The organism is Microbulbifer mixtoriginis (SeqCode) (assembly GCF_052466765.1).
In genome coordinates this window covers 579,659-602,623 of record NZ_CP174289.1, presented here as the reverse complement: position 1 = coordinate 602,623, position 22,965 = coordinate 579,659, and the positions used below count along the sequence as shown (strand labels likewise).

19 protein-coding genes are annotated in these 22,965 nt (G+C 43.2%); 8 read left to right on the top strand and 11 right to left on the bottom strand.

What is annotated here, in order from left to right; genetic code table 11:
* The first annotated feature begins 283 nt into the window (after positions 1–283).
* The 3 genes from ACJJIV_RS02490 to ACJJIV_RS02480 are packed head-to-tail and all read left to right on the top strand — an operon-like array spanning position 284 to position 3,487.
* Positions 284–1,306 (top strand): class I SAM-dependent methyltransferase, encoded by a 1,023-nt coding sequence (locus ACJJIV_RS02490; protein WP_444890645.1) that lies wholly within the window; start codon positions 284–286, stop codon positions 1,304–1,306.
* Between the two features lie 15 nt (positions 1,307–1,321).
* The gene (locus ACJJIV_RS02485; protein WP_444890644.1) at positions 1,322–2,296 is read left to right on the top strand and encodes an NAD(P)-dependent oxidoreductase; all 975 of its coding nucleotides are present in this window, start codon (positions 1,322–1,324) and stop codon (positions 2,294–2,296) included.
* A 9-nt stretch (positions 2,297–2,305) separates the two neighbouring features.
* On the top strand, positions 2,306–3,487 hold the full coding sequence (locus ACJJIV_RS02480) for an FAD-dependent oxidoreductase (RefSeq protein WP_444890643.1): 1,182 nt from the start codon (positions 2,306–2,308) through the stop codon (positions 3,485–3,487).
* 109 nt (positions 3,488–3,596) lie between these two features.
* Here the strand turns inward: ACJJIV_RS02480 and ACJJIV_RS02475 are convergent, their stop codons facing one another.
* Positions 3,597–4,316, bottom strand: a complete 720-nt coding sequence (locus tag ACJJIV_RS02475) for a glycerophosphodiester phosphodiesterase (protein WP_444890642.1) — start codon at positions 4,314–4,316, stop codon at positions 3,597–3,599.
* A 374-nt stretch (positions 4,317–4,690) separates the two neighbouring features.
* On the opposite strand from ACJJIV_RS02475, the gene ACJJIV_RS02470 reads away from it, so the two are divergent.
* On the top strand, positions 4,691–5,656 hold the full coding sequence (locus ACJJIV_RS02470) for a UDP-glucuronic acid decarboxylase family protein (protein ID WP_444890641.1): 966 nt from the start codon (positions 4,691–4,693) through the stop codon (positions 5,654–5,656).
* A gap of 54 nt (positions 5,657–5,710) precedes the next feature.
* Here ACJJIV_RS02470 and ACJJIV_RS02465 read toward each other — a convergent pair whose 3' ends face one another.
* Positions 5,711–6,502 carry an amidohydrolase family protein gene (locus ACJJIV_RS02465; RefSeq protein WP_444890640.1) on the bottom strand — a complete coding sequence of 264 codons (792 nt, stop codon included), beginning with the start codon at positions 6,500–6,502 and terminating at the stop codon, positions 5,711–5,713.
* Between the two features lie 136 nt (positions 6,503–6,638).
* On the opposite strand from ACJJIV_RS02465, the gene ACJJIV_RS02460 reads away from it, so the two are divergent.
* Complete coding sequence (locus tag ACJJIV_RS02460) at positions 6,639–8,042, top strand: MFS transporter (protein ID WP_444890639.1); 1,404 nt, start codon at positions 6,639–6,641, stop codon at positions 8,040–8,042.
* Between the two features lie 273 nt (positions 8,043–8,315).
* Entirely contained in the window at positions 8,316–8,951 is a 636-nt protein-coding gene (locus tag ACJJIV_RS02455; protein WP_444890638.1) for an MIP/aquaporin family protein, read from the top strand.
* A gap of 19 nt (positions 8,952–8,970) precedes the next feature.
* Here the strand turns inward: ACJJIV_RS02455 and ACJJIV_RS02450 are convergent, their stop codons facing one another.
* From ACJJIV_RS02450 to ACJJIV_RS02430, 5 genes are all read right to left on the bottom strand, one after another.
* Positions 8,971–9,450: an AAA family ATPase gene (locus ACJJIV_RS02450; protein ID WP_444891687.1), complete on the bottom strand. Its 480-nt coding sequence runs from the start codon at positions 9,448–9,450 to the stop codon at positions 8,971–8,973.
* A 197-nt stretch (positions 9,451–9,647) separates the two neighbouring features.
* Positions 9,648–10,505 carry a hypothetical protein gene (locus tag ACJJIV_RS02445; protein WP_444890637.1) on the bottom strand — a complete coding sequence of 286 codons (858 nt, stop codon included), beginning with the start codon at positions 10,503–10,505 and terminating at the stop codon, positions 9,648–9,650.
* A gap of 634 nt (positions 10,506–11,139) precedes the next feature.
* Positions 11,140–12,201 carry a HupE/UreJ family protein gene (locus tag ACJJIV_RS02440; protein WP_444890636.1) on the bottom strand — a complete coding sequence of 354 codons (1,062 nt, stop codon included), beginning with the start codon at positions 12,199–12,201 and terminating at the stop codon, positions 11,140–11,142.
* The gene (locus ACJJIV_RS02435; RefSeq protein ID WP_444890635.1) at positions 12,191–13,105 is read right to left on the bottom strand and encodes a peptidylprolyl isomerase; all 915 of its coding nucleotides are present in this window, start codon (positions 13,103–13,105) and stop codon (positions 12,191–12,193) included. The genes ACJJIV_RS02440 and ACJJIV_RS02435 overlap by 11 nt, the downstream gene beginning before the upstream one ends.
* Positions 13,106–13,209: 104 nt before the next feature.
* On the bottom strand, positions 13,210–15,126 hold the full coding sequence (locus ACJJIV_RS02430; protein ID WP_444890634.1) for a DUF3604 domain-containing protein: 1,917 nt from the start codon (positions 15,124–15,126) through the stop codon (positions 13,210–13,212).
* A 175-nt stretch (positions 15,127–15,301) separates the two neighbouring features.
* Here ACJJIV_RS02430 and ACJJIV_RS02425 point away from each other — a divergent pair, with 175 nt between their 5' ends.
* Complete coding sequence (locus ACJJIV_RS02425) at positions 15,302–16,345, top strand: AraC family transcriptional regulator (protein ID WP_444890633.1); 1,044 nt, start codon at positions 15,302–15,304, stop codon at positions 16,343–16,345.
* 150 nt (positions 16,346–16,495) lie between these two features.
* Here ACJJIV_RS02425 and ACJJIV_RS02420 read toward each other — a convergent pair.
* The 4 genes from ACJJIV_RS02420 to putA form a co-directional block, all read right to left on the bottom strand.
* Positions 16,496–17,679 (bottom strand): IS3 family transposase gene (locus ACJJIV_RS02420; protein ID WP_444890632.1). Its coding sequence is split into 2 segments (ribosomal slippage): positions 16,496–17,397 and positions 17,397–17,679, totalling 1,185 coding nucleotides; the frame shifts between segments, so codons are not numbered across the junction.
* Between the two features lie 72 nt (positions 17,680–17,751).
* On the bottom strand, positions 17,752–18,291 hold the full coding sequence (locus tag ACJJIV_RS02415; protein ID WP_444890631.1) for a hypothetical protein: 540 nt from the start codon (positions 18,289–18,291) through the stop codon (positions 17,752–17,754).
* A gap of 115 nt (positions 18,292–18,406) precedes the next feature.
* A complete protein-coding gene (locus ACJJIV_RS02410; RefSeq protein WP_444890630.1) occupies positions 18,407–18,781 on the bottom strand; it encodes a hypothetical protein in 375 nt (124 codons plus the stop codon).
* A gap of 356 nt (positions 18,782–19,137) precedes the next feature.
* A complete protein-coding gene (gene putA, locus ACJJIV_RS02405; protein ID WP_444890629.1) occupies positions 19,138–22,284 on the bottom strand; it encodes a bifunctional proline dehydrogenase/L-glutamate gamma-semialdehyde dehydrogenase PutA in 3,147 nt (1,048 codons plus the stop codon).
* Between the two features lie 141 nt (positions 22,285–22,425).
* On the opposite strand from putA, the gene ACJJIV_RS02400 reads away from it, so the two are divergent.
* Positions 22,426–22,935, top strand: coding sequence for an Lrp/AsnC ligand binding domain-containing protein (locus ACJJIV_RS02400; protein ID WP_252085528.1), 510 nt, complete (start codon positions 22,426–22,428; stop codon positions 22,933–22,935).
* The last annotated feature ends 30 nt before the right edge of the window (positions 22,936–22,965 follow it).

Sequence of the window (22,965 nt, the reverse complement as noted above, 5' to 3'; positions counted from 1 at the left end):
ATATTTTTCTGGGAAAAATACCTCTAGGAGGATTCATTCTTAGGTAAACAGTCTTTATAGAGTTAATTGTATAGGGTGAGAGTGTACGAAGAGTTGATACGGAGAAAAACAGCTAGATTTTAGAGGCTATTTCTAATAATGGTTAAAATGCTAGTCTGTATTGTTTGCTTAGTAATTATTAAGAGTTCGCCCCACCTTGCGGTAATCTGTCAACATTATAATTACTCTAAATGTTTCCTGTTTAGACAGGAAGTGGCAAGAAACACAGAGGGCGGATTAGTCTATGAGTATAGGGATGTTACAGAATTACTCCCAGGAAACTTTGGGAGCTAAGATCTGTATTGATAAAAGTTGGCCTTTATTTCTGTGTGCCTTGGATTCTATACCAAATAAAAAATTTTGTAACACTATCGATTATGGCGCTGCAGATGGTGGAACTTCTATGGAATTATGGGGGCGACTATTTAAAAAACTCGGTGATAAACCGATATACCATATCGCTAATGATTTACCATCCAGTGATCTGTTAACACTCGCTGATAATCTAAACGAATTAAGAGCTAAGTTTGAAAATCTAGTGGTCTTTATACAACCCAGTAGCTTTTATAATCATGTGGCACCCCAGGCTTCACTCAATATTGCTCTGGCGGCTACCACAATGCACTGGCTATCTAAAATGCCTGACACTTTTTTAGAACACATACACGCAAACAAGGTGAGTGGCTTTCGGCGCGAACCCTTCAGAGCGCAGTCCGTGAATGATTTTGATTCACTGCTTGAGGCGAGAGCCTGGGAGTTTGAGGTGGGTGGTCAATTTGTTCTTGTGGATTTGGCTCAGGATGAAAGCGGCCATTTGCTGGGTAATAACGCAAAAGATAAAGATATGTTTGACACGCTGTATGATATTTGGTTGCAGCTGTATGAAGCTGGGGAAATATCGAAAAGTGCCTTTGAAGGTGCAGTATTTCAAAATTATTATCGTACAGATGAAGATATTTGGCAGGTTCTTAATATGCCTCATCATAAGAAAAACTGGATCGTGCATGAAGTGTCAATACAAATGACACCATGCCCATATCGCAGTCAGTTTGATTTGGATGGAAATGCTTCAGCCTTTTCCGAGGGGCTGATGAAAACTATACGGAGTTGGAGTGAGCGAACATTCCATACATCAATTGTTGAGTATGGAGGGAGTTCTACTGCGATTGCAAAGTTATATGATGAGTTGCAGGAACGTATTTTCAATAGTCCCAATCAATATAGTATGGATTATGTTCATCACTATATTCGCTTGGAGCGTCGCTGATATGGTGGATCTATCATGAGTGTAGATTTACTTTCGATTAAAATGTCATGTGGAACAATCCATTTCGCTTGCGCTAAAAGAAGTTCGTTGCCAGCGAATGGCGGTCTGAGAGTATTAGAATATCAGAAGGATGAATATGCTGCTGATGAAGCCTGTCAGTTAGCAGAGCGAATGCAGGTTAAGCACCAAACCTATCATACAGGATTTAGGGGTGGAAAAATTGTTGCAAATGTCAATAGCATATCGCAAGCATCCTTTGGTGAAATTATTACCATAGCAGCATCAGAGCTCAATAAAAGAAAAGGAGATATGTTCACTGGTGCAGACCTTAACTTTGGAGATACACAAGTGATGCATCTAGCTGCGAAAACCCAATATGTGTTAGCCGCATTAGGTTCAAAGATGCATTATGCAGAAGCTACGGCATCAGGTGCTTTAGGTGCTATTGCAGCGGGAAAATCCGCACTCAATATCCCCAGGGCAAGAGTTTTAGTGCATGGTGCAGGTGCTGTTGGGAGCAGAATCGTTAAAAGGTTGGTAAAAATGGGAGAGCTGGTATCTGTCTATGATCATATCTTGGAGCGAGGTAGTATTTCAGGTGCCGTCAATTCTGAAAATATAGAAAATTGGATTTCACAGGACTGGGATATTGTTGTTCTCGCCTCAGCCTCCCGGATAATTGATGTTGCTTTGGCTAGGAATCTAAAGGCTAGAGTATTGGTTTGTGTGGCTAACTTACCTTTTGTATCTGGAGCTCAACAAATATTGGAAGAAAAAGGCACGATAGTATTTGATGAAGGACTTTCTAGTGCCGGTGCAGTGATGGCTGATTCTATTGAGTTTTACAACCCAGAGGTTTGGCGGTCTGTGAATCCACGGCAAGTCTATCATTTTATATTTAGTAAAATTTCTGAAGCCTGCTTTAAAAAATTGGAATCTGGGTACCCCCATCTTAGTTATTTAGGAAGACAGTTTGTTGGCTACGGTTAGAGCGTTAAGATGACAAGCTACTACGATGTGATAATCATTGGTGCGGGTATGGCAGGTCTTAGTTCAGCATATGCGCTACGCAAATCTGTGGATTCCATTCTAGTTTGTGACCAATTCCAGATTGGAAATACTTTTGGTAGTAGCTCCGGTAGTACGAGAATGTTCAGAGCGATGTACTCCAATCCATATTACTGCCAAGCTGCAAAATATTCTAATGTACTTTGGGAATCTCAGGAAAAACATTATGGTAAAAAACTTAGAGTATCCCATGGCCTGTTATTTTATGGTGAAGACTGGGGGGAGGAAACCATTGAAGGGAGTATCTGTGCGGCTAAACAAGTCATGCAGAGGCAATCAATACCTTTTGAAGAGTTGACTGCAAAGGAAATTAGTGCGCGCTGGCCACTGCGCACCAAGCCCGGCTGGCAAGGGCTATTTGAGCCAGCAGCAGGCGCTGTGTTATCCTGCGAGTCCTTAAGTTTTTGGAAAAATGAAGTGATTCGTTGTGGCCATAAAATTAGGTTAGGAACCAAAGTGGTTTCGGTCTCTGATGGTACTGATGTAAATGTCCTACTTGAGGATGGTACTAAAGCTTCATCCAAGCGTTGTATTATAGCAGCAGGCCCTTGGTCTAGATATTTCCTTGAACTATTTGGGTATCAGGTACAGCTTCAGATTTGGCCAATGTTATGGGCGTACTATACGATTGAAAGAGATCGTATGGATACCTATCCACAGTGGTTCTGTTTTCAGGAAAAAGCAAAGAATGATCCTGATCAAGGGCTTTACTATGGGTTTCCTTGTATGGGGGATAAGAAGAACGGCACAGGTTTGATCAAAATAGGTATTGATTGGGCACCAGATAAGTTAAAAAGGTCAGATTACACTCACTCTGCGAATATGACGATTCCTACAGAGTTACTGCAAATTCTAGACGATTTTGTATTTTCTTATATAGAAGGTGTTAGGTCCCGCTCAGAGGCGCACTTATGTCCTTATACAATGAGTACAGACGCAGGGTTTGTATTAGACCGCTTGAGCAAAAATATTTTTATCTTTAGCCATGGTTCAGGTCAAGCCTTTAAGTTTGCCCCAGTGATTGGAGAGAATTTAAAGCGCCTAGTTTTGGATGAGACACCTTTGTTTGATTTGTCACCCTGGTCTGTAAAAAGAGCCGCTTTGCAAGTTTGAAGTGCTAAGGGGTATGACAATCAATTAAGATGGGTGCTAAATGTTCGTGTAAATGTTTTTATTTTTAAGTTGAAATATTTTCCGATTGAGTTATTGATTGATTGGTTGGTTATGTGTCCATAATTTTCTTATTAAAATCCAAGACAATTTGTGGTTTGTCAGTAAATACTCCATCCACACCCTGTGAGGAAAGTAGTGCTAAGTCGTCGGGGTTGTTTACAGTGAAAATATAGTTTTTTAACCCTCGATGTTTGGCATCATTAAGTAAATCTTTGTGGAGGAAGTCCAAGGCAGTATGTAGTGAATAAGCTTTCAAAGGGGCTGTACATGCGGCTAGATCGAGGGGAACCCCAACTATTATTACACCGCGACGAACTTCTGGTAGTAGGCGTAGGCATTCATATAATTGTAATTGATCAAATGAAGATACTATATATTGATCAAAAGTAGCCCCGCTATCTGTAACAAATGTACGAATCTCTTGTGCCAATAGTGTCGCACAATTAGGGCCTTTGAGTTCTATGTTTAATTGAGCCTTGTCACCTATTAAGTCTAAGACTTCTTGTAGCGTTGGAATCTTACTGCCGCAGGGTAGAGGCATAGCTCTAAGAGTTTCTGGTTGCATGTCTGTAATAATTGTATTCCCAGGTTGCAAACGACCTAGGCGCCTATCATGAGTAACAAGAAGTTGACCGCCAATATTCCATATATCAATTTCTACACCTCCAACCTTCAAATCCAGTGCTTCGCTAATTGCCTGTAGCGTGTTTTCACTAAATAAGCCTTGGTAACCTCGGTGAGCAAAGCAGAAGAGGGTGCCTAATGCCATTTTCAGAAAGTCCAAGTAGTTGATATAAATAAATGATTTATAAGGTGTATTCTAGAAGATTGTGTTGTTATTAATACTAATCGATAGTGGTTTATAAGTGTTAATGGGTGGTTCTCTCAAGTAGTAATGTGTTTCCTTAGCTAATTTGGCTGAGTCTTAATAGGTTACTGTTATGGGTTGAATTATGAATCCTTGTGGGGCTTACCATTTAACAGTGGCGTGAAATGTTGTGATACAACTATCTTTATGGCATAAATAATAAGTGGCTAAATTTAACTCTATCTTAAAGATGGTGTATTTGATAGGTTTTATGGCTTGTGTGTATTATTCGATTCTATGATTTATAGGTTTGGTATTTTAAATGTGGAATTATAATGTCACGAATATTGGTTGCAGGTGGCGCCGGCTTCTTAGGGGCTCATCTATGTGAAAAATTATTGGGAGAGGGACATGATGTCTACTGCGCTGATAATTTACACACGGGGGTAAAGCACAATATAAAACATCTGTTATCGAATTCATGTTTCAATTTTATTCAGCATGATGTAACAAACGCATTATATGTTGCTGTTGATGAAATTTATAATCTGGCTTGCCCAGCTTCGCCAATTCATTACCAGGTTGATCCAGTACAGACGCTAAAGATTAATATTAATGGCGCAATTAATATGCTTGACCTTTCAAAGCGAGTTAACGCCAAAATACTCCAGGCTTCATCAAGCGAAGTCTATGGAGACCCTGAAGTGCATCCTCAGTCTGAGCAGTACTGGGGAAAGGTAGATCCGGTTTGTATGCGTTCATGTTATATTGAAGGGAAGCGGTGTGTTGAAACCCTGTTTTTCAGTTACTTCCGTCAATATGGATTGCAAATAAAAGTAGGTAGGATTTTCAATACATACGGACCAAGAATGCACCCAAATGATGGGCGTGTAATAAGTAACTTCATCGTTCAGGCGCTTAAGGGTGATGATATAACCATATATGGTACAGGCCAACAAACACGAAGCTTTTGCTACGTTGATGACTTAGTTGAAGGATTGATTCGCTTGATGGGGGCACCAGCAAACATAACGGGCCCCATTAATCTGGGAAATCCATCTGAGATTACTATTAGTCAGCTGGCTCAGCGTATACTTTCATTAACGGGGTCAACTTCAAAATTGATCTACCTACCGTTACCTAGAGATGATCCTCGTCAGCGTAAACCAGTTATTGATCAGGCAAAATCTTTACTTAATTGGGAGCCCAAAGTAAAGCTAAACGATGGACTTAAACAAACCATTATTTACTTTGAGAAGCTGCTTTGTATAAGAGGGAGCTCTAGGTTATTGAAAAATTAATTTCAAAGCCTTAAACATTGAAGTTGGCAATATTGATTGATAGATAAATACACATTAACTTCCTATCCGTTCATTCTGGTGAAAATAAAATGCTTTAGCATTTTGCCAAAGAACTTGGTTGGCTCCCGTTTCATCCAGAGTATTTTTAATTAATGTAACATCCTCATCTCGAAAAGGACGCGGTGCTCTAGTAGACGGTAAATCTGAACCGAACATAAGGCAGCTAGGGTTAGCCTGATAAAGATCCTTAATGGCGTTAGATGGATTGAAGTCCAGGCGCCCAAATCCTGTTGCTTTCACTCGTACACCTTTTTCGGCAAGAGATAGCAGCAACTTGAGCCCAGATTGACTCAACCCCAGGTGATCAATAGACACGCTGGGTAGGGTTAGTAAGGTGCTTTCTAGAGGGGCCAAATGGGCTGAATCTACATAGAGTTCTACATGCCAATTGGCCAGTTCATAGACTCTTTGTGCGAAATCCCTGATAGTTGCTGCAGAGATTGAACCCCCACGCTTTAGATTGAATCTTACAGCACGGACGCCATGTTCATTGAGCGTCAATATCTTTTCATCACTGGTATCTGGCGGAAGCTGGATCACTCCTACAAAATTCTTCCCTAGGTTTTTTAGAGCATCCATTAGGTAGGTATGATCATTTCGCTGAAAAGACCCTGAAATAACTGCACCACCGAGAAGGTCGTAATTTTTTACCCGGTCCAAATAGTCGCTGGTAGTAAAGAAATCAGGCGTAAATCCTTGATTTGAAAAAAGAGGAAAACCAGGGGTAATAATGTGAAAATGACTGTCGAAAATAGCAGTTCTATCTGTAGGCATAATAAATAACATCTAAAAACTTTGAATTGAGTGACTTTCTGAAAGTAATGCGCTCGCAAAAAATTAATACTAAAAGGGTCAGATAGGCCAAACTTTCTAGAACGATTTTTTAGTTCGTGCTGTAAAAATAAGTGCCGGGAAGGATACCATGACAGAAACTAGGACTCCCCTGACAAAAACCCAATTTTGGGGTTTGGTAGCACTCAGTCTAGCGGTATTTCTTATTGCAAATGACTTCACAGCTTTCTCTGTAGCGATTCCTGCAATGGAGAAGGAGTTTAACTCTGATATCACTACGGCTCAGTGGGTAATAAACGGATATACCCTGGTTTTTGGCGTTCTAATCATCTCCGGAGGGCGCTTGGCCGATATGTTTGGGCGCCGACGTATCTTCTTTATCGGCACTGCAATCTTTGTCTTTTTTTCTCTTCTTGGTGGACTGGCTGTAGACATGTGGATGCTCCTAATATCTCGGGCACTAATGGGTATTGGAGGCGCAATGATGTGGCCGGCCATTCTTGGGATGATCTATGGATTAATGCCGGAGGATCGTTCAGGCTTGGCGGGTGGCCTAATTATGACAGTCTGCGGAGCATCCAATGCCATTGGGCCAATGTTGGGAGGAATACTAACTGATTTAGCTAGTTGGCGCTGGATCTTTTTTATTAACATCCCCATTGCGATTCTGGCTTGCCTAGTTTGTTGGAAGGTGATCGCCGATGACAGTCCGGATAAAGTTGATGAAAAAATAGATTATGCAGGAGTAACGACTCTGTCTATCTCATTGTTTGGCTTGCTCGTTGCGCTGGATTTGGCGGTAGACTTTGGCTTTAAAAGCCCCTGGATAGTCTCTTTATTTGCAGTTTTCTTGATATTTTTGGGGCTTTTTATCATCGTAGAACGCAATGCTGGCAAGAATGCCTTAATCCCTGAAGATGTAGCCACAAATAATAAGTTCTTTGCGGCGGGCATGGCAACATTACTACTCTCTGTGGTCTTTTTTGCAGCATTGCTCTATGTCCCTCAGTTTCTGACCAAGGTTAGGGGTTACTCAGCAGCATTTTCTGGAATAGGGTTGTTACCAATGATGGCGGTATTTGGCATAGTTTCCTATATATCTGGCAGTTTGTATGAAAAGCTTGGAGCTAAAGTGATTGTTTCTGCCGGTACCATTTGTATGTGTATCGGAATGTTTATGCTTTCGCATATGACTGCCAATACCACCTATCCGGTGCTTATTCCCGGCTTGATGATTCTGGGTGCGGGGGTTGGGCTCTTCTATTCCACAATAACGACTGCGGCGATAACGGTAGTCGATCCATCCCGGTCAAGTCTAGCTGGAGCAATACTTTATATGTATCAAATAGCTGGTGGGGCATTAGGATTAGGAATGAATACCACCATCGTTGCTATGGCTCCAGATCTTCCCACAGGTATTGATAGAGCTTTTACAGTCAATGCCTACCTTGCCTTGGCAGGCTTTGTAGTGTGTGTTTTGTTTGTAACAGGTAAAGATGTGAAGGTAGATTATGAAGAAGAGGGGATTTTGTGAAGCACTTTAGAGAATTTATTAGGTGCTCTAACTTAAGTTATTAGGGAGGCCATAGATTCTCAGTGATCACTCTTCAATGATTGAAAGCTATTTAATCAATAGAAACATCTTTGGTAAATAAAAAGCACGTAAAACCAGATCTAAATCAAGCTATTCTATGATTTTTAATACAATTATCTAGGCACTTATTAAGTGCCCAATAGAAAAACAATTTTTCAGTCCAATCGATTGTATTAATGCTGAGAATAATTTGCTGATGTGGAGAGGATGCCTATGAATTATACTTTTATACAAAAGTTATCTGCAGAATTGATTGGTACCTTCATTCTCGCTGCAGCGGTATTAACCTCTCTAACTCCAAGCAACCCTTTTCCCATAGCGACACCTATTGCTGCGGGGCTTGCATTGGGCTTATGCGTATATCTCCTTGGGGGCATTTCTGGCTGTCATATCAACCCAGCAATTTCTTTTTCCATGTTAATCTCCAAGAAGATTAGCTTTAGAGACTTTCTGGGTTATGTAATTGTTCAAGTTTGTGGAGGAGTTTTGGCGTTACTGATGGTAACTATGTATATGCAATTGGGGCAGGAAGGTTGGCTGGTTTCTCATAAAGCCTCTGTTTTTAGTGGTATTGGTGAAGCATTGGGGACTGCTTTCTTTAGTTTTGGGGTTATGTCTACGACATATAATAAAGATATAAGTAAGGCCACCTCAGGGATTGTTGTGGGTGGCTCACTACTGCTAGGGTTGATTGTATCCCACAACGCTTCATACGGAATTTTAAACCCGGCTGTGGCTTTGGCAACAAAGGCCTGGAGCTGGGATTATTTATTCATGCCCTTTGTTGGTGGAGCTGTAGGAGCATTGATTAGTTATTTACTATTTAGGCCCAGTAAAAATACTCAGTAGCATTGTAGAATCACCCTTTTTAAGTATAAGTTTGATTTTTATTGTAAATAGATTTCTTTCCTTGGAAGGATTCATAAAATTTCAAATGTGAGTCGTAAGAAAAGGTATCTAGCCTTATTTTATAATCCTTTATCCAATTAACCAGCATATTTAGATTTGAATCTTGAGCTTCTTTAGAGTCATACTTATGCGGTTCCCATGGCCTAGACTTGGCATTTTGTATACATTGCTCAATGCTAAGATCCATAAATATGATTTCAGTGGCTTGGTCAGCCAGAATTTCTAATAAATCTGTATAACACCCCTCTACCACCCAGTTTTCATGTTCCTCTAGAAAGTCAATGACCTTCAATTGAGATTCATCTAGAGGCATTCTTTGCGGGGGAGAGGTTGGCAGCCATGCTAAAGTGTCTAAATCTAAATGTGCAAGTCCTAACTTCTGGGAAAGATACTTTGCTAGAGTGGATTTCCCTGAGGCTGAGTTACCAAATATTAACACCTTGCTCAATGATGTATCCTATAAAATAGTTGAAGAGAATTAGTTAATTACTCTTCCTGTTGATTTTAAGAGCAGAAATAGTAGCAAAGAACGATGTATGTGCCTAGCTTGTCTCGATACTAAGGTTGACCAAGAGTACTATTTCTGCGCGTTGAATAGATATTTTCTTGTGATGTAAAATAGCCGATAGTTATATTCTACCCCATAATAACTTTCGCCATATTCAGATGCGGATGCTGTGGATTATACTTAATTCCGTTGTTCGGTGAAAAACCGTAATGCTCTGCCAGTGCTGTTACAAGTACGTAAGTATAGAAGTCGCCTATGGATGTATCGCCACTAAATTTGCCAGCAGCATCTAAGAGTTTTTGCTTGTTTTCTGATAATTCTAGACCGGTTTTATTAAAATTTTTAAGGTCACGTATATCGCTATACATCCACGCGACAATAATTGTATTTCCTACTGCTGTTGGTGCAAAAAGACCAATGATATTTGAAGCAATAGCCAGAAAATCACGACGGACAGCTCTATAGTGTTCGCTCCAACTGGTATCCACCGCCCCAAGATTTTGTTTTAGACTTTTAAGTGCAAGTATAGTAGCCACAATTCCATTGATCTTTGAGGGGATATCATGGATGGATGAGGCTAAAGAAGAAGTTGAAATGCCAAGGTTAATTTTTCTGTCTTTCTTGAGAGCATTATTTTTCTCAATTTTCTTGTCAATATTGTTTGTAAGGTGTGCTGTGGAACAAAGTCTTTGATAATCTACAACCGTTAACAAAAAGCTGTTTTTCATCGAGTCAAGCTGTGAGATTTCACTAGCTGGCACTTTAGAAGTTAAGTATTCCCTGAGAAAGGAGTGAATAGCCAAAATACAACTAACTTCACTGTTAAGGTGATTCCAATATATCTGACCTTCTATAGAACGATCGCGGCCAGCAACGTAGTTGTTGCTGACATCTCTCTTGATAATTTTACCCCATACATCATAGCCAGCAGAGCAAAATTTGATCATTTGTTGGATTTTTAAGTCGGTGAAAATATCTGGAGTCATATGCAATCCCTTGATAAAATTAAATGTTCAGTATTTTCTCATTATTATTAGTTCTTCAAGCGTAAGAAAATTACTTAACCAAAGGTATAGGAATAGCTAGACAGGTTGTGAGTAAAATTTGATATTAACCATATTTTGAAGAGGCTATATACCAAATGCCTTTACCTATAGCTACCTGTTACAAACCGAGCGAATACTAGCATACTCACTTCTCAAGCAAATTACCTCTTGGCACACTGACTTTAAGGGCTGGATTACTGGCTTGAGATGGAGGAATCTGAAAAGAGCCAGCTATGAACACTTACACCTAATTGGCACCAATGTACACACTGCAGCGGGACTTCAATATCTGTACTGACGTTTTAGTTAGCCTCTTTATGAGGCAATGATGAAGTGGAATGTACCAGATATGGAAAGCTTGACACCTTATGAATCTTATCATATGTCGGTCTGATACCCGTGCAGGGTGTGATTTGAACGATGTTTCATTGAGTTGCAGCACTGCAAGCGCAGCATTTTTTTCATAGCGATAGTACAAATAATACGATATGGCTGAGCCTTTTGGATCTTTCAGGGTTCGAAATGCCTTATTGGATTAATATCGGTTTAACCTACAGTTAACAGTTTAGTTAGATTAGTAAATCAAACCCAGAGCTCTGTCGATTGACCAATATGCACTAACTACTCCAACTGGATAAATAATGTACCCTGACTGTGCCAAGATATGTTTATAAAAAAATGAAATGCTCCACCTTGAAAAGGTCCACTTGATCAGGAAAATTGAAGCAATCAAGACTAAAACAAAGAGTATCTGCCCAAGCTCTACACCTATATTAAAGCTAAACAAAGCGATGATTTTCTGACTTTGTGGAAGACCTAATTCTGTTAACGCACTGGCAAACCCGAACCCATGTAACAACCCAAATCCACCAGCTACAATAGCAGGATAACGCCAGGTCAAAGTGTTTTTATTACCCCGCTCAATGGCGTATACAATTTCTGCGGCTAGAAACATAATGCTTAATGGGATCAAAACTTCCACAACATCAATTCTAATGGAGAATAGATTTAAACTTGCGAGCCCCAATGTGAGGGAGTGTCCTAATGTAAATCCACTAATTGCGACTAAAATACTCTTAAGGCCTTGGGCAATAAATACTAAACATAATACAAAAAGCAAGTGATCATAGCCCTCTAGTATATGTAGAAATCCAGCCTCAATATACTGTTTAATACACTCCCAAATAGTTAATTTGTAAGGTAAGTCTATTACTAAGATCTTTGGGCCACTAAAGATGTTGATTGTATCACCCTTAAGTTTTTTATATTGAATTAAGCTTGATAAGGCAGGGTTAGCAATTGGGTATGAGATTTTTAATTTAAGGGTGTTCTCTGCTCCTTTAAAATTATGCAGGTGGGAGGCTTGACATAGATAGCTCTTAACATTACGCCCAGAAAAATCTAATGTAGTTGAGTGCCTTTGGCAAAAATTTCCTGTCAAACTTACTTCAGGTTCAGTACCTGGTTGCATAACTGGCGGGGTTTTCCAGCGAAGGATGTATCTGCTTTCCGAGATCTCTTTTAATTCAATGTAAAGCGGTCTTCCATCATGAGCAAAGCTTAGATTATTAAAGATTGTACCTAGTAACGAAATTATAACGGTTGTAATGGTCTTGTAGAGACTTCTATTTAGCATAGGTTGTGTCCATAGGCACATAAGGTAAGGAGTTGTCCCACTCAACTCTATACTCGGCCAGCAATTCTTTAATTTTCATTTTTTTATTCACTTCCAATTTTTCTCGTCGATAATCCTCTATAACTAAGGGGTAGGCCTCGCTAAGGCTGGGTAGGCGACTTTTTTTGTGATCGCTAACCAATATCAGGTGTAGACCATAAGGGGACTCAAGCGGGCCAGACCAGGTGTTTAAGGGCAGGCGGAAAACATTCTGCGCCAAAGTATTTCCGAGATGGCTAGCTACTAGTTGAGAAGTTCGTTCTACATAGTTTCGATGGAAAAGAAACCTATCCCCATAGAGGGAAGATTTTTCAAAAGGGATTGATTGTTTTAAAAGTTGATCCAAAGTCTGCTTGGCGGTCTCCTCTAAATTTTCTTTAGAGTAATGCCTCGCATCAAAGAAAACATGGGTGAAAGTAATTGATGCTTCGATGCGATATTTTTCTTGATTAAGTTTAAAGTAATTTTTCAAATCTTCATCTGTAATACTTATTTTGCTAGAAAAGCCTCCAGTTACGTAGTCCAGCTTTTGAATAAGTCGTCTTCGTATAATTTGATCATGTTCCTGTAAACCTAGGTTGATCGCTTCTCTATAAAGTATTTCTTCCCTAATGTAATCATCAATCAAGTTGAATTTTTCAGTGTGAGTTAGGCTTTGCCAATAACGCCTAGCAAATGTTTGGTTGAATGTTTTTTTCTGAAATTGGAGGTGCTCAATGATCTTGTCTTCGTTTATAAGTAGGGTGTATTCTTGATTGAATCTATTATCTTTGTTTAGAAATTCTGCAGCGATGAATAGTATTAATGCGATAATGAAAAAGTGTAGCAGGGGTTCTTTTCTTAGTTCTTCAAACTTCCACTGCATTTAATGTCCTCCATTGATATTTATAGAGAGTTTCTATTCTTCATCAGAATGGATTAACGAAATTAACCATCAGGCTTCTTTAGTTATCGGGTTTATTAAAGATATTATGGGGTATACCAGATAGGAGAGGTGTAAGCACGCTCCTGGAGAACCGCGGGCCCTTCAGGTGGTATCTGAATACTTCCATCATTAATTTCTTTTGAGGCTACGGCATCGTAGAGTGAATGGCGTGGAGTAGGGATCTGCAATACTCGAACATAGTAAAAAGCGCGTGCATTTACATCAAATTCTGGGTCTTGCCATAAAGTGGATAATTCAATAGAACCAATCTTATTGGTATATTGTCCTGTTTCTCGATTTACTGTATCACCCACAGAATCTAATTTCCCTTGGTTGTTAAGAGTACGTTCCCCAGACCAAGCAACATTGAATATTTTTTCATGGCTTTTTCCTGTCGTATCTAACCAGGATTTAACAACTTGGATTCTATCCAGATTTGCTCCTTTGGGATCTTTAACCGCACGTATGAGCAGCTGAATTGGTTTGTTAGCTTCTTGTGGTTTGGTCAAATCTCCTCCCATAGGTACGCCATGGATGTATCCCAATTCGGCGATATTTTCAGCATCTATGGCGTGCTTAGGGAAGTTCCAGCCGGCAAAGACACGTACCTGTATTCTAGGTCCGGTAGTGGCATACACTTCACGGCGTTTAAACGCAGCGAAAAGGCTCTCTCTTGTATTTTCTTCTGCCCAAGCGGCAGCGAGTCCAGAAGCAGACATATTCCAGCCAGTAGCCTTGGTACCGCCAATGACAGTGTTGGTACGCTTACTAGTTGGTATGGAATCATGGGCAAATTTACCCCAGAAATTGTTCTCCTCTGCAGTAGACATACCAGTATGTGAATCCGTGGACCCTATAAAACCCAACTTATAAGGGTTTACACCAATTTTATCCTGTATCTCCAGGCCAGTACGCAAGGCGGATCTAATGAAGTCACCTTTAGCAATACGGTAAGCCTCTGGATCAGCTTGTAAGTAAAATGGATAATTTTCGAAGTCGGCGAAGGGATCTCGCGGTGAAAGTTTTGAATGGGTTTCTGAATCCCCCTTAATTTGTGTTATTTCGACTAAGGGCTCCCAGCGCATACGTGTGCGCGCATACTGTGCATCAATTGGCTCACCGCGCAGTGTGGTTTCTGCGAACATGTAGCCTTTGGAAACATTGGAGTTATGAGGAATGGCAATAAATTCACTGCCAGTTCGTTGAGAAGTCTCATCTAACCAGTACCATAAATCCTCTGGATATTGGCTCTGGTCAGACCCAAAAGGAAGATACTGCTTAGCCTTTTCTGCACCATCTGGGGATACCACGACCCGATGTAAATTAGCCCCGGTTGGCGTTGAACTCCATTCCCAGCCAATAAAGCTGGTGAAGGTACCGGGATTATTGTGACGCTCTGCAGCGTTGATTATATCGTTCCAGGCGCTTGTCCGGGTTTTATTCAAATCTCCAAGCACTGGTTCCGGGGGCTGGTTAGCTGGATCCTGGACAGGATCAAGGTAGGTTTCCGAGTCTAGTGCTTTAGCTGGCAGCAGCTCATTGAAAATATCCATACCCTCATTGATCGATACCTTATAGCGAATATGCTGCTTGGCAAACCAGCGCATCATCGACTGATAAAAGGACATCTCGCTATCGAGCTCATCTGTTTCATTAACCACTGCTCTCATAACACCCAATCCTTCAGCGTGATCCGATACCACTAGAAAATCCAGAGGTGTATCGATACGTACTTTTGCATGGGTATAAGGGTGAATGACCGGTTGCCCCTTTGCCCAGCGGTAAGCGGTATCCGGGGTTGCCGAATAATTTTGGCTTAAGAAGGCATCAAATGAGTATGAGGTATGAAGGTGCATATCTCCCCAAAAAAGCTGAGTCGGCTCATTGGCAATAGCAACATGATGCACAGTGATTACTGCCAGCCCGGTAAGATACACAACTTTTTTTATAAGACTTTTCATGTTTTTAATCGTTATAGCCGGTTAGCTTTTTTAAAGCATAGACTCACTTAACATGCCAAGATTGTTAGGATAATCTTGACAGGCAAGGAAATGAGTCAGTGGATGCTAATCGATTGGCTTATAGGTTTCTTTGCCGATAAGGCCAATCTCTTGACTAATTAGGACATATGTGTAAATGGCTGAGTATGGACACACGACCATTGCAACCTGGGTATTACCCATTATTGAGACCTTGAAACCATATTGTTCTGCCCAAGAAATCCTACGGTGTGCAGAAATTGACCCAAAATGTATTGAGGATGCAAATCAAAGAATACCTCTAGATAATATGAAAAAACTATGGGAATTCGCCGAAGCTATCTCAGGTGATGATTGTATTGGATTGCAAGTTACTAAGTACGTCAAACATACAAATCTTCACGCTCTAAGTTATGTTCACTTGTCGAGTAGCTCCATTAGAGAAAGTTTATTGAGGTCAGCACGATTTTCAGAGGTGGTCACCACCGCAATGAGAATTAATATACATGATGAAAAGAAGCAAGTTATAGTATCTTGGAAAAAAGTCGATGACTTTATTTATGAGCCAAGTATTCATGCTATAGATGCCTTTATGGCTTTGCTAATAAAGTCCATTGGGAAGATATGCCCAGATGTCCATCAACACTTAATATCTATTGATCTACAGAGACCGAGACCTTCCGTTCTTAAATACCATCAACGGATGTATAGATGTCCGATCAATTTTTCGGCTGATTCTTGTGAGATTAGATTTAAGCAAGAGTTTGTTGACCGGAAGCTCGCTTCAGGAAACAATGAGTTAGTTAGCATTAATGAACAGGCCTTGATAAGTTATTTAGAGCGATTGCGGAAGAGTGACATAGTCAGCATGACTAATAGAGTGCTTATTGACCTGATGCCCTCAGGAGATTTTTCACAAGAGGCAGTGGCCAGGGAGCTTGCTATTAGTTGTCGTAGCCTACATAGAAAACTCAAAGAAAAAAATTCCAGTTATCAGATCATTCTGGATAAAATACGTAAATATCAAGCGGTTCAATACCTTAAACAACATGAGCTTCCTATCACTTTAATTGCCTATAAACTAGGTTTCTGTGATACTAGTAGTTTCTCTCGAAGCTTCAAAAAATGGACTGGACAATCACCGCGCGAATTCCGGAATAATTGTAGTGAAAATGTCTCGATTGAAATAGGTATAGACTGAGTGCGAGTATGATCTTCCAAAGAGACAACGGCTATATTTGAATTTTTTATATGTGAGACTAATTGAGTCTAAATATTCTTTTGTTTGGTGTCGGTGACCCTGACATTCTTGAGACTTGTTCTTGCCCCGATAAAACGGACACACTACTTTTCATACTGCTATTCGCTCATATTCCATTGGTGATTGATAGCCTAGAGCTGAATGCAGCCGCCTACGGTTGTAAAAATTATTAATATATCGAGTCAAAGCATACTTTAGATGGCTCATTGTCTGGAATCTAGTTTCTCTAATCAGTTCAGCTTTTAAGCTATGAAAGAACGACTCCATATGGGCATTATCCGTACATTTACCCGCTCTACTCAAGCTATGCTGGATTCCATATTTTTTCAACTCTTTTTGATACTCGGACCCTCTGTACTCTACACCTCTGTCCGTGTGTAATATTAATCCCGGTTGTGATCCTCTTTTCCTTACAGCATTCATCAGGGTTCTTCGGGTTAATTCTGTTGTTCTTTTCGTATCTAAACTCCAACCGATTACTCGGCGAGAATACAAATCCATCACCACTGACAAGTACTGCCATTGCCCCTTAATTTTAAGGTAGGTTATGTCAGCAACCCAAACTCGATTCTTGCTTTTAGGCACAGCTCCATCCGGTCTAAGATTCTCCCCAGAGGCTAGGAAACGCTTTATGCCTGGTGCCCTACGTGTCACTCTCGTAACTCTGGCTACGACTCCTAATTCCTGCATCAGCCGGGCTACGCGCTTACGGCTAACTTCATGTCCCTTGGTCAGCGGGGCTTTCCAAATTCTTGGACTACCATAGCGCCCTGCAGAGTCATCCGAAATCTTTTGAATCTGAACCTTTAGATCATCATCTTGGTGTTTTCGGTGCGATCGCTGCCTATTCAGCCAATCATAATAGCAACTGCGCGATACTCCCAGCCACTGACAAGTTCTTTTGATACCTAGTTCTGATCCGAACCTCTGGATGAATCGATATCTTGCTGATGTTCCTCCGCAAGAAACCGTTGCCACTTTTTTAACAAATCAAGCTCCTGCTTTAATTTACGATTCTCCGCCTTTAAACGCTTTACCCTAGAAAGTTCTTTCTCTGCTTTAGAGACTGCACCAGTAAGCTTTCTTCGTTTATCTGCCACAATCTTCCCCTCCTGAAACTCTTTTCGCCATCGTGACAGCATAAAAGGGTGAATATCGCGAGTTTCGGCCACTTCCTTAACTTGAACACCCTCTATCAAGCTAAGCATTACCGCTTTCACTTTGAATTCGTTTGAATACTGCCAAGTCTTTCTAGGTTTGTTGTATTTCGGCATAAGACACCTCGTCTGTTTGACTTTGGTGTCCGTTAAAACGGGGCAAGATCAGAGTCCATTTTGAACGCCTTGTTATATGTTTTTATTAGCATGTAGGGTCTCTACATAGTATTCAAGTGGTTTATTGGGCGACCCTAAATCTATGATTGTAAAAGGTAGTAGGAGTATATGACTATAATGTTTTTCATTAACTGAATAGGTATTAGAATGATGGAGCTCTCCGTTTTTATATAGGTCAAATTTATATATGAAGAGGTCTTTATTTTCTCCCCAAGTTGGGATGAGGCCTAAGCTCAGCGCACTAATAAAAGAATCGCCACCTGCACCTCCGTGCCAATATTTGATATCTATATCAAGGTGGTAATTGCTCTTAGCTTGGGCTGTGTTTACTGGGACGGAGTCTAGCCGTTCGCTAGTATTTAGAGATTCTTTGGTTTTTTCAAGAATATCATTCCTAGTCCATACTTTTGTATTTTCACTGATACTAATTGAATAAGAGTGTATTTTTATGGGAGATTCATTGGTTGCTTGCTTCACTACGGGTTCTAATTGGTAGGTGGTACAGCCAGAGACAACCAGAATCAATATGAAAAAATAACCTTTAAATTTCATGAGATGCTTCCATACATATAACGCCCCGCATAACCGGCAGACCGTGCAAAGCGTGGGCTGTTCGGCGGAAGCCACGTAGTGGCTGGAGCGAAGTTGATGTGCTTGTTATGAGTTTCTACCTCGGGCCCATAGGCTTGATAGTCTGAGGTCTGGAAACTACTTTCTTTGGAGCAATAGAACTCTTAGAGCATTTTGGGCAACGAAAATCTTCTATATTTTCTTTGTAACCTGCTGACAACATTATTTGAGGAGGAAATGTGCACTTGCAGAGGTTATATCCCAAAGCTTGAGCAATCTGAGCTTCTGCCAATTTCGATGCTTTTTCAGCTTCGTTAAGCCCCTTATCAATTAGATCTTTATCTTTCGAATTAGGCAGAGCATCTTTAGTTTTTTTGGCAAGTCCAATGGCATCTGAGAGTAATGACAAACCAACCTTTACACTCTCCATTGCGCCGTTAACTTCATCCATAAATTCACCTTTTTGATTCATAACAGTGTATTCAAAAGCAGCTGTATTATATCCCCATTCATATATCCCAACACCATAAGCTACCGGCCTAGCGAAAAAAATCAGAAAATTCAGTCTTTAAGACATAATTAGTACGAACGTCAAAATGTGGATATAAGAAGCTGCATAGTTACCTTGTTATTTCGTGGCTTTTGATCTTGGGATAATCGAGCGAACAGCGCCGTAGCTACATTGTTTTAAGCATTATTATCATTTAACAGTGACATTTGTGGGTTTGGCTAAATAGGGTGGGCTGTGAGGTGGGGAGGGGGTGGTAGGTGATTGTGATTTTGAAGTAAAAAAGAGCGGGCTTTGCCCGCTCTCTCAGCTCTGAAGGCTTACTGCCCCAAGCTAAACAGTTGCGTATTACCACCAGTGGCAACGGTATTGATGGTTTTGGTTTTTTCGGTGGCAAAGCGGAACAGGTAGTGGGGGCCGCCGGCTTTGAAGCCGGTGCCGGAGAGGCCTTGGCCGCCGAAGGGGTTTACACCTACCACTGCGCCTACCATATCGCGGTTTACGTAGCAGTTGCCCACGTTCACACGCTTGAATACCGCGTCGGCGCGGCCTTCGATGCGGGAGTGCAGGCCGAAAGTGAGGCCGTAGCCGGTGGCGTTGATACGGCGGATCACGTCCTCCAGTTCTTCGGCTTTAAAGCGCACCACGTGCAGGAAGGGGCCGAAGACTTCGCGCTCGAGCAGGGAGAAATCTTCAATTTCTACCACTTGCGGGCCGAAGAAGGTGCCTTGGCTGGGTTTTTTGTTTTCGTCGAAGGCAAATAGCGGTTTTGCTTCTTTGGCCATACGTTCCCGGTGGGTTTCCAGCAAGCCCAGGGCTTTTTCGTCGATCACTGGGCCGATATCGGTTTCCAGTTTACTGGGGTCGCCAAGGGTCAATTCTTCACAAGCGCCTTTGAGCATATTGAGCAGGTTATCTGCAATTACGTCCTGCACACACAAAATACGTAGGGCGGAGCAGCGTTGGCCTGCACTCAGGAAGGCGGATTGAATTACATCGTCCACTACTTGCTCGGGCAGGGCAGTGGAATCTACGACCATGACATTCTGGCCGCCGGTTTCGGCGATCAGCGGTACGATCGGGCCCTCTTTAGCGGCCAACTGTTGGTTGATCAGGCGCGCAGTTTCGGTGGAGCCGGTAAAGGCTACGCCGCCCAGGCGCGGATCTTCGATCAGCAGTTTACCCACGGCGGCGCCGGTACCGGTAATCAGGTGCAGTACCTTGGGGGGAACGCCGGCGTCGAGCATGATACGCACGGCGTGCGCGGCGATGATTGGGGTTTGCTCGGCGGGCTTGGCCAGTACGGCATTACCGGCGGCGAGGGCGGCAACCACTTGGCCAGTAAAGATGGCCAGGGGGAAGTTCCAGGGGCTAATGGCCACAAATACGCCGCGGCCGCCAAGGAACAGTTGGTTCTTTTCACCGGTAGGGCCGGGCAGCTCGGTGGGCTCAGCAAAGTGTTGGCGCGCGGCATTGGCGTAATAGCGGCAGAAGTCTACCGCTTCGCGCACTTCACTAATGCCGTCGTTGAGAGTTCGACCCGCTTCCAGGCAGATAATGGCTGCCAGTTCGTTGGTTTTCTTCTCATAGAAGTCGGCGATACGATCGAGAATCTCAGCGCGGCTGTTGCCACCCTGTCGGTCCCAGTCGATCTGCGCTTCGGTGGCGGAGGCGTAGGCCCGCTCAATTAAATGTTTGTCGGTATTGGCGGTATGGCCGATTACTTCGCCGCTGGCTGGGTTGTAAACCGGCTCTTCAGACTTGCCCATTACGCCATCAACAATAGGGCCACCGAGGAAGTGCTTGCCTTGTTGTTTTTGTACTTCTTCCAGCAGGGGTTCTACTGCGAGTGGGTCGGTCAGTTCGATGCCGTGTGAATTTTTCCGTGGCAGGGCCTCTGCGCCCATATAAATATTCTCCGGTACAGGAATTTGCGGGTGGCGGAGTGGGTTGCAGGCTTCGCTTAAATCGAGGGTATCCTGCACCAGTGCTTCAATGGGTGTGTCTTCATCCATAAAGCGGTTCACAAAGGAGCTGTTGGCGCCGTTCTCCAACAGGCGACGCACCAGGTAGGGCAGCAGGTCGCGGTGGGCACCCACGGGGGCGTAAACCCGCACGGGTACACGCTTGCCGTGTACGGCTTCGATCTGTGCGTAGAGCAGGTGACCCATGCCGTGCAGGCGTTGGAATTCAAAATTGGTGCGCTCGCCGGCCATTTCCAAAATCAGGCCCACGGTATAGGCGTTGTGGGTGGCGAACTGCGGGTAAATCGCTTCTTCCGCGTCCAGCAGTTTTTTTGCACACACTTGGTAGGACAAGTCGGTGTGGCATTTGCGCGTGTACACCGGGTAATCGCTCAAGCCCATTTGTTGGGCGTGCTTGATTTCGCTATCCCAGTAAGCGCCTTTAACGAGGCGCACCATCAGCTTGCGGCCGGTGTCGCGGCCCAGGGCAATCAGCCAGTCGGCCACATGGGGGGCACGCTTCTGGTAGGCCTGCAAAACAAAGCCGAGGCCCTGCCAATCTTTCAGTTCCGGGTCGCGGGCCAGGGCTTCAAAAATATCCAGGGAAATATCCAGGCGCTCGGCCTCTTCCGCATCGATATTCAGGCCCATATCGTATTTGGCGGCGGCCACACACAGGCGTTTAACCTGCGGCAGCAGTTCGCCCATTACACGCTCGCGCTGCAATACGCTGTAGCGGGGGTGCAGGGCGGAGAGTTTGATAGAGATGCCGTTAGCTTCGACGACATCGCGTTTACTGTTGTCTTTGCCGATGGCTTCGATGGCCATCATATAGGCGTCGTAATAGCGCTGGGCGTCGGCCATGGTGCGCGCACCTTCGCCGAGCATGTCGAAGGAGAAGCGGGTGCCGGGCAGGTTTTCCTTGGGGCCGCGCTTCAGGGCTTCTTCGATGGTGCGGCCCAATACATATTGGCCGCCCATAATTTTCATGGCCTGCATCATAGAGGTGCGCACCATGGGTTCGCCGATGCGGCTGATCAGGCGCTTCATCCAGTGAGAGGGGCGCTCGGTAATATCCGGGTCCAGCTCGACCACGCTGCCGGTGAGCATCAGCCCCCAGGTAGATGCGTTCACAAACAGAGAATCTGACTGGCCACGATGGCTGGACCAGTTGCCGGAATGCACTTTCTCGGCAATCAGTTTGTCGGCAGTATCAGCATCGGGAACCCTGAGGAGGGATTCCGCTAAGCACATCAGTGCCACGCCTTCTTTATTGGAAAGGCCGAACTGCTGCAGGAAGGCATCGAGAGTACCGCGCTTGCTGCGCTGCTGGCGCGAGTGGCGCACCAGCTCGCGCGAGGTGTTCAGAATTTTCTTGCGTAGGGCGTCACTGGGGCGGGGGGCGGCCAGGAGCTCGCTAACACATTGGTTTTCGTCGGCGTGCAAATACTCGTGTGCCCGCTCTCGGGCATTCTGGAGATCTCCGGCGAAGTTTGTCGACATATCGTCTCCCAAGCTCTATATCTAGGGTCAGAATAAAAGACCGGATTATGTGCGAAAGTGCTTAGAATTAATCGCCATTTTGGCGACGGTTGTGGTTAAATATCACGCCTAAATGCGTGATTGCCAGTAGGGTATTTTGTAATGTCTCGACAGTTGGAAGATCTGGATCGTATCGATCGCCAAATACTGCGGATTCTTCAACGGCATGGCCGCCTGCCAAACGTAGAGTTGGCGCGCCGTGTGAACCTCAGTCCCACCCCCTGCCTGGAGCGGGTCAAGCGCCTCGAGCGAGAGGGCTTTATCCGTGATTATGTGGCGTTGCTGGACCCTCTCAAGGTTCATGCCGGCTTGGTGGTATACATCCAGGTGACGTTGAATAACACCGCTACCGAGGCCCTGGAGGCCTTTAACCAGCATGTGGCAGGCCTTGAGGAAGTGCAGGAATGTCATATGGTGGCCGGCGGCTTTGATTATCTTGTGAAGATTCGCATTAAGGATATGCTGGGTTACCGCCGTTTTCTCGGTGAGAAGCTGGCCTCGGTACCGGGTGTACGGGAAACCCACACCTATGTGGTGATGGAGGAAGTAAAAACAGATACTGCCGTGGCGGTACCTGATCCAGAGCCTAAAGGTAAAACTACCAGGCGCTAGGCCTGCGTTTGAACGGTCAAGGATGGCCGA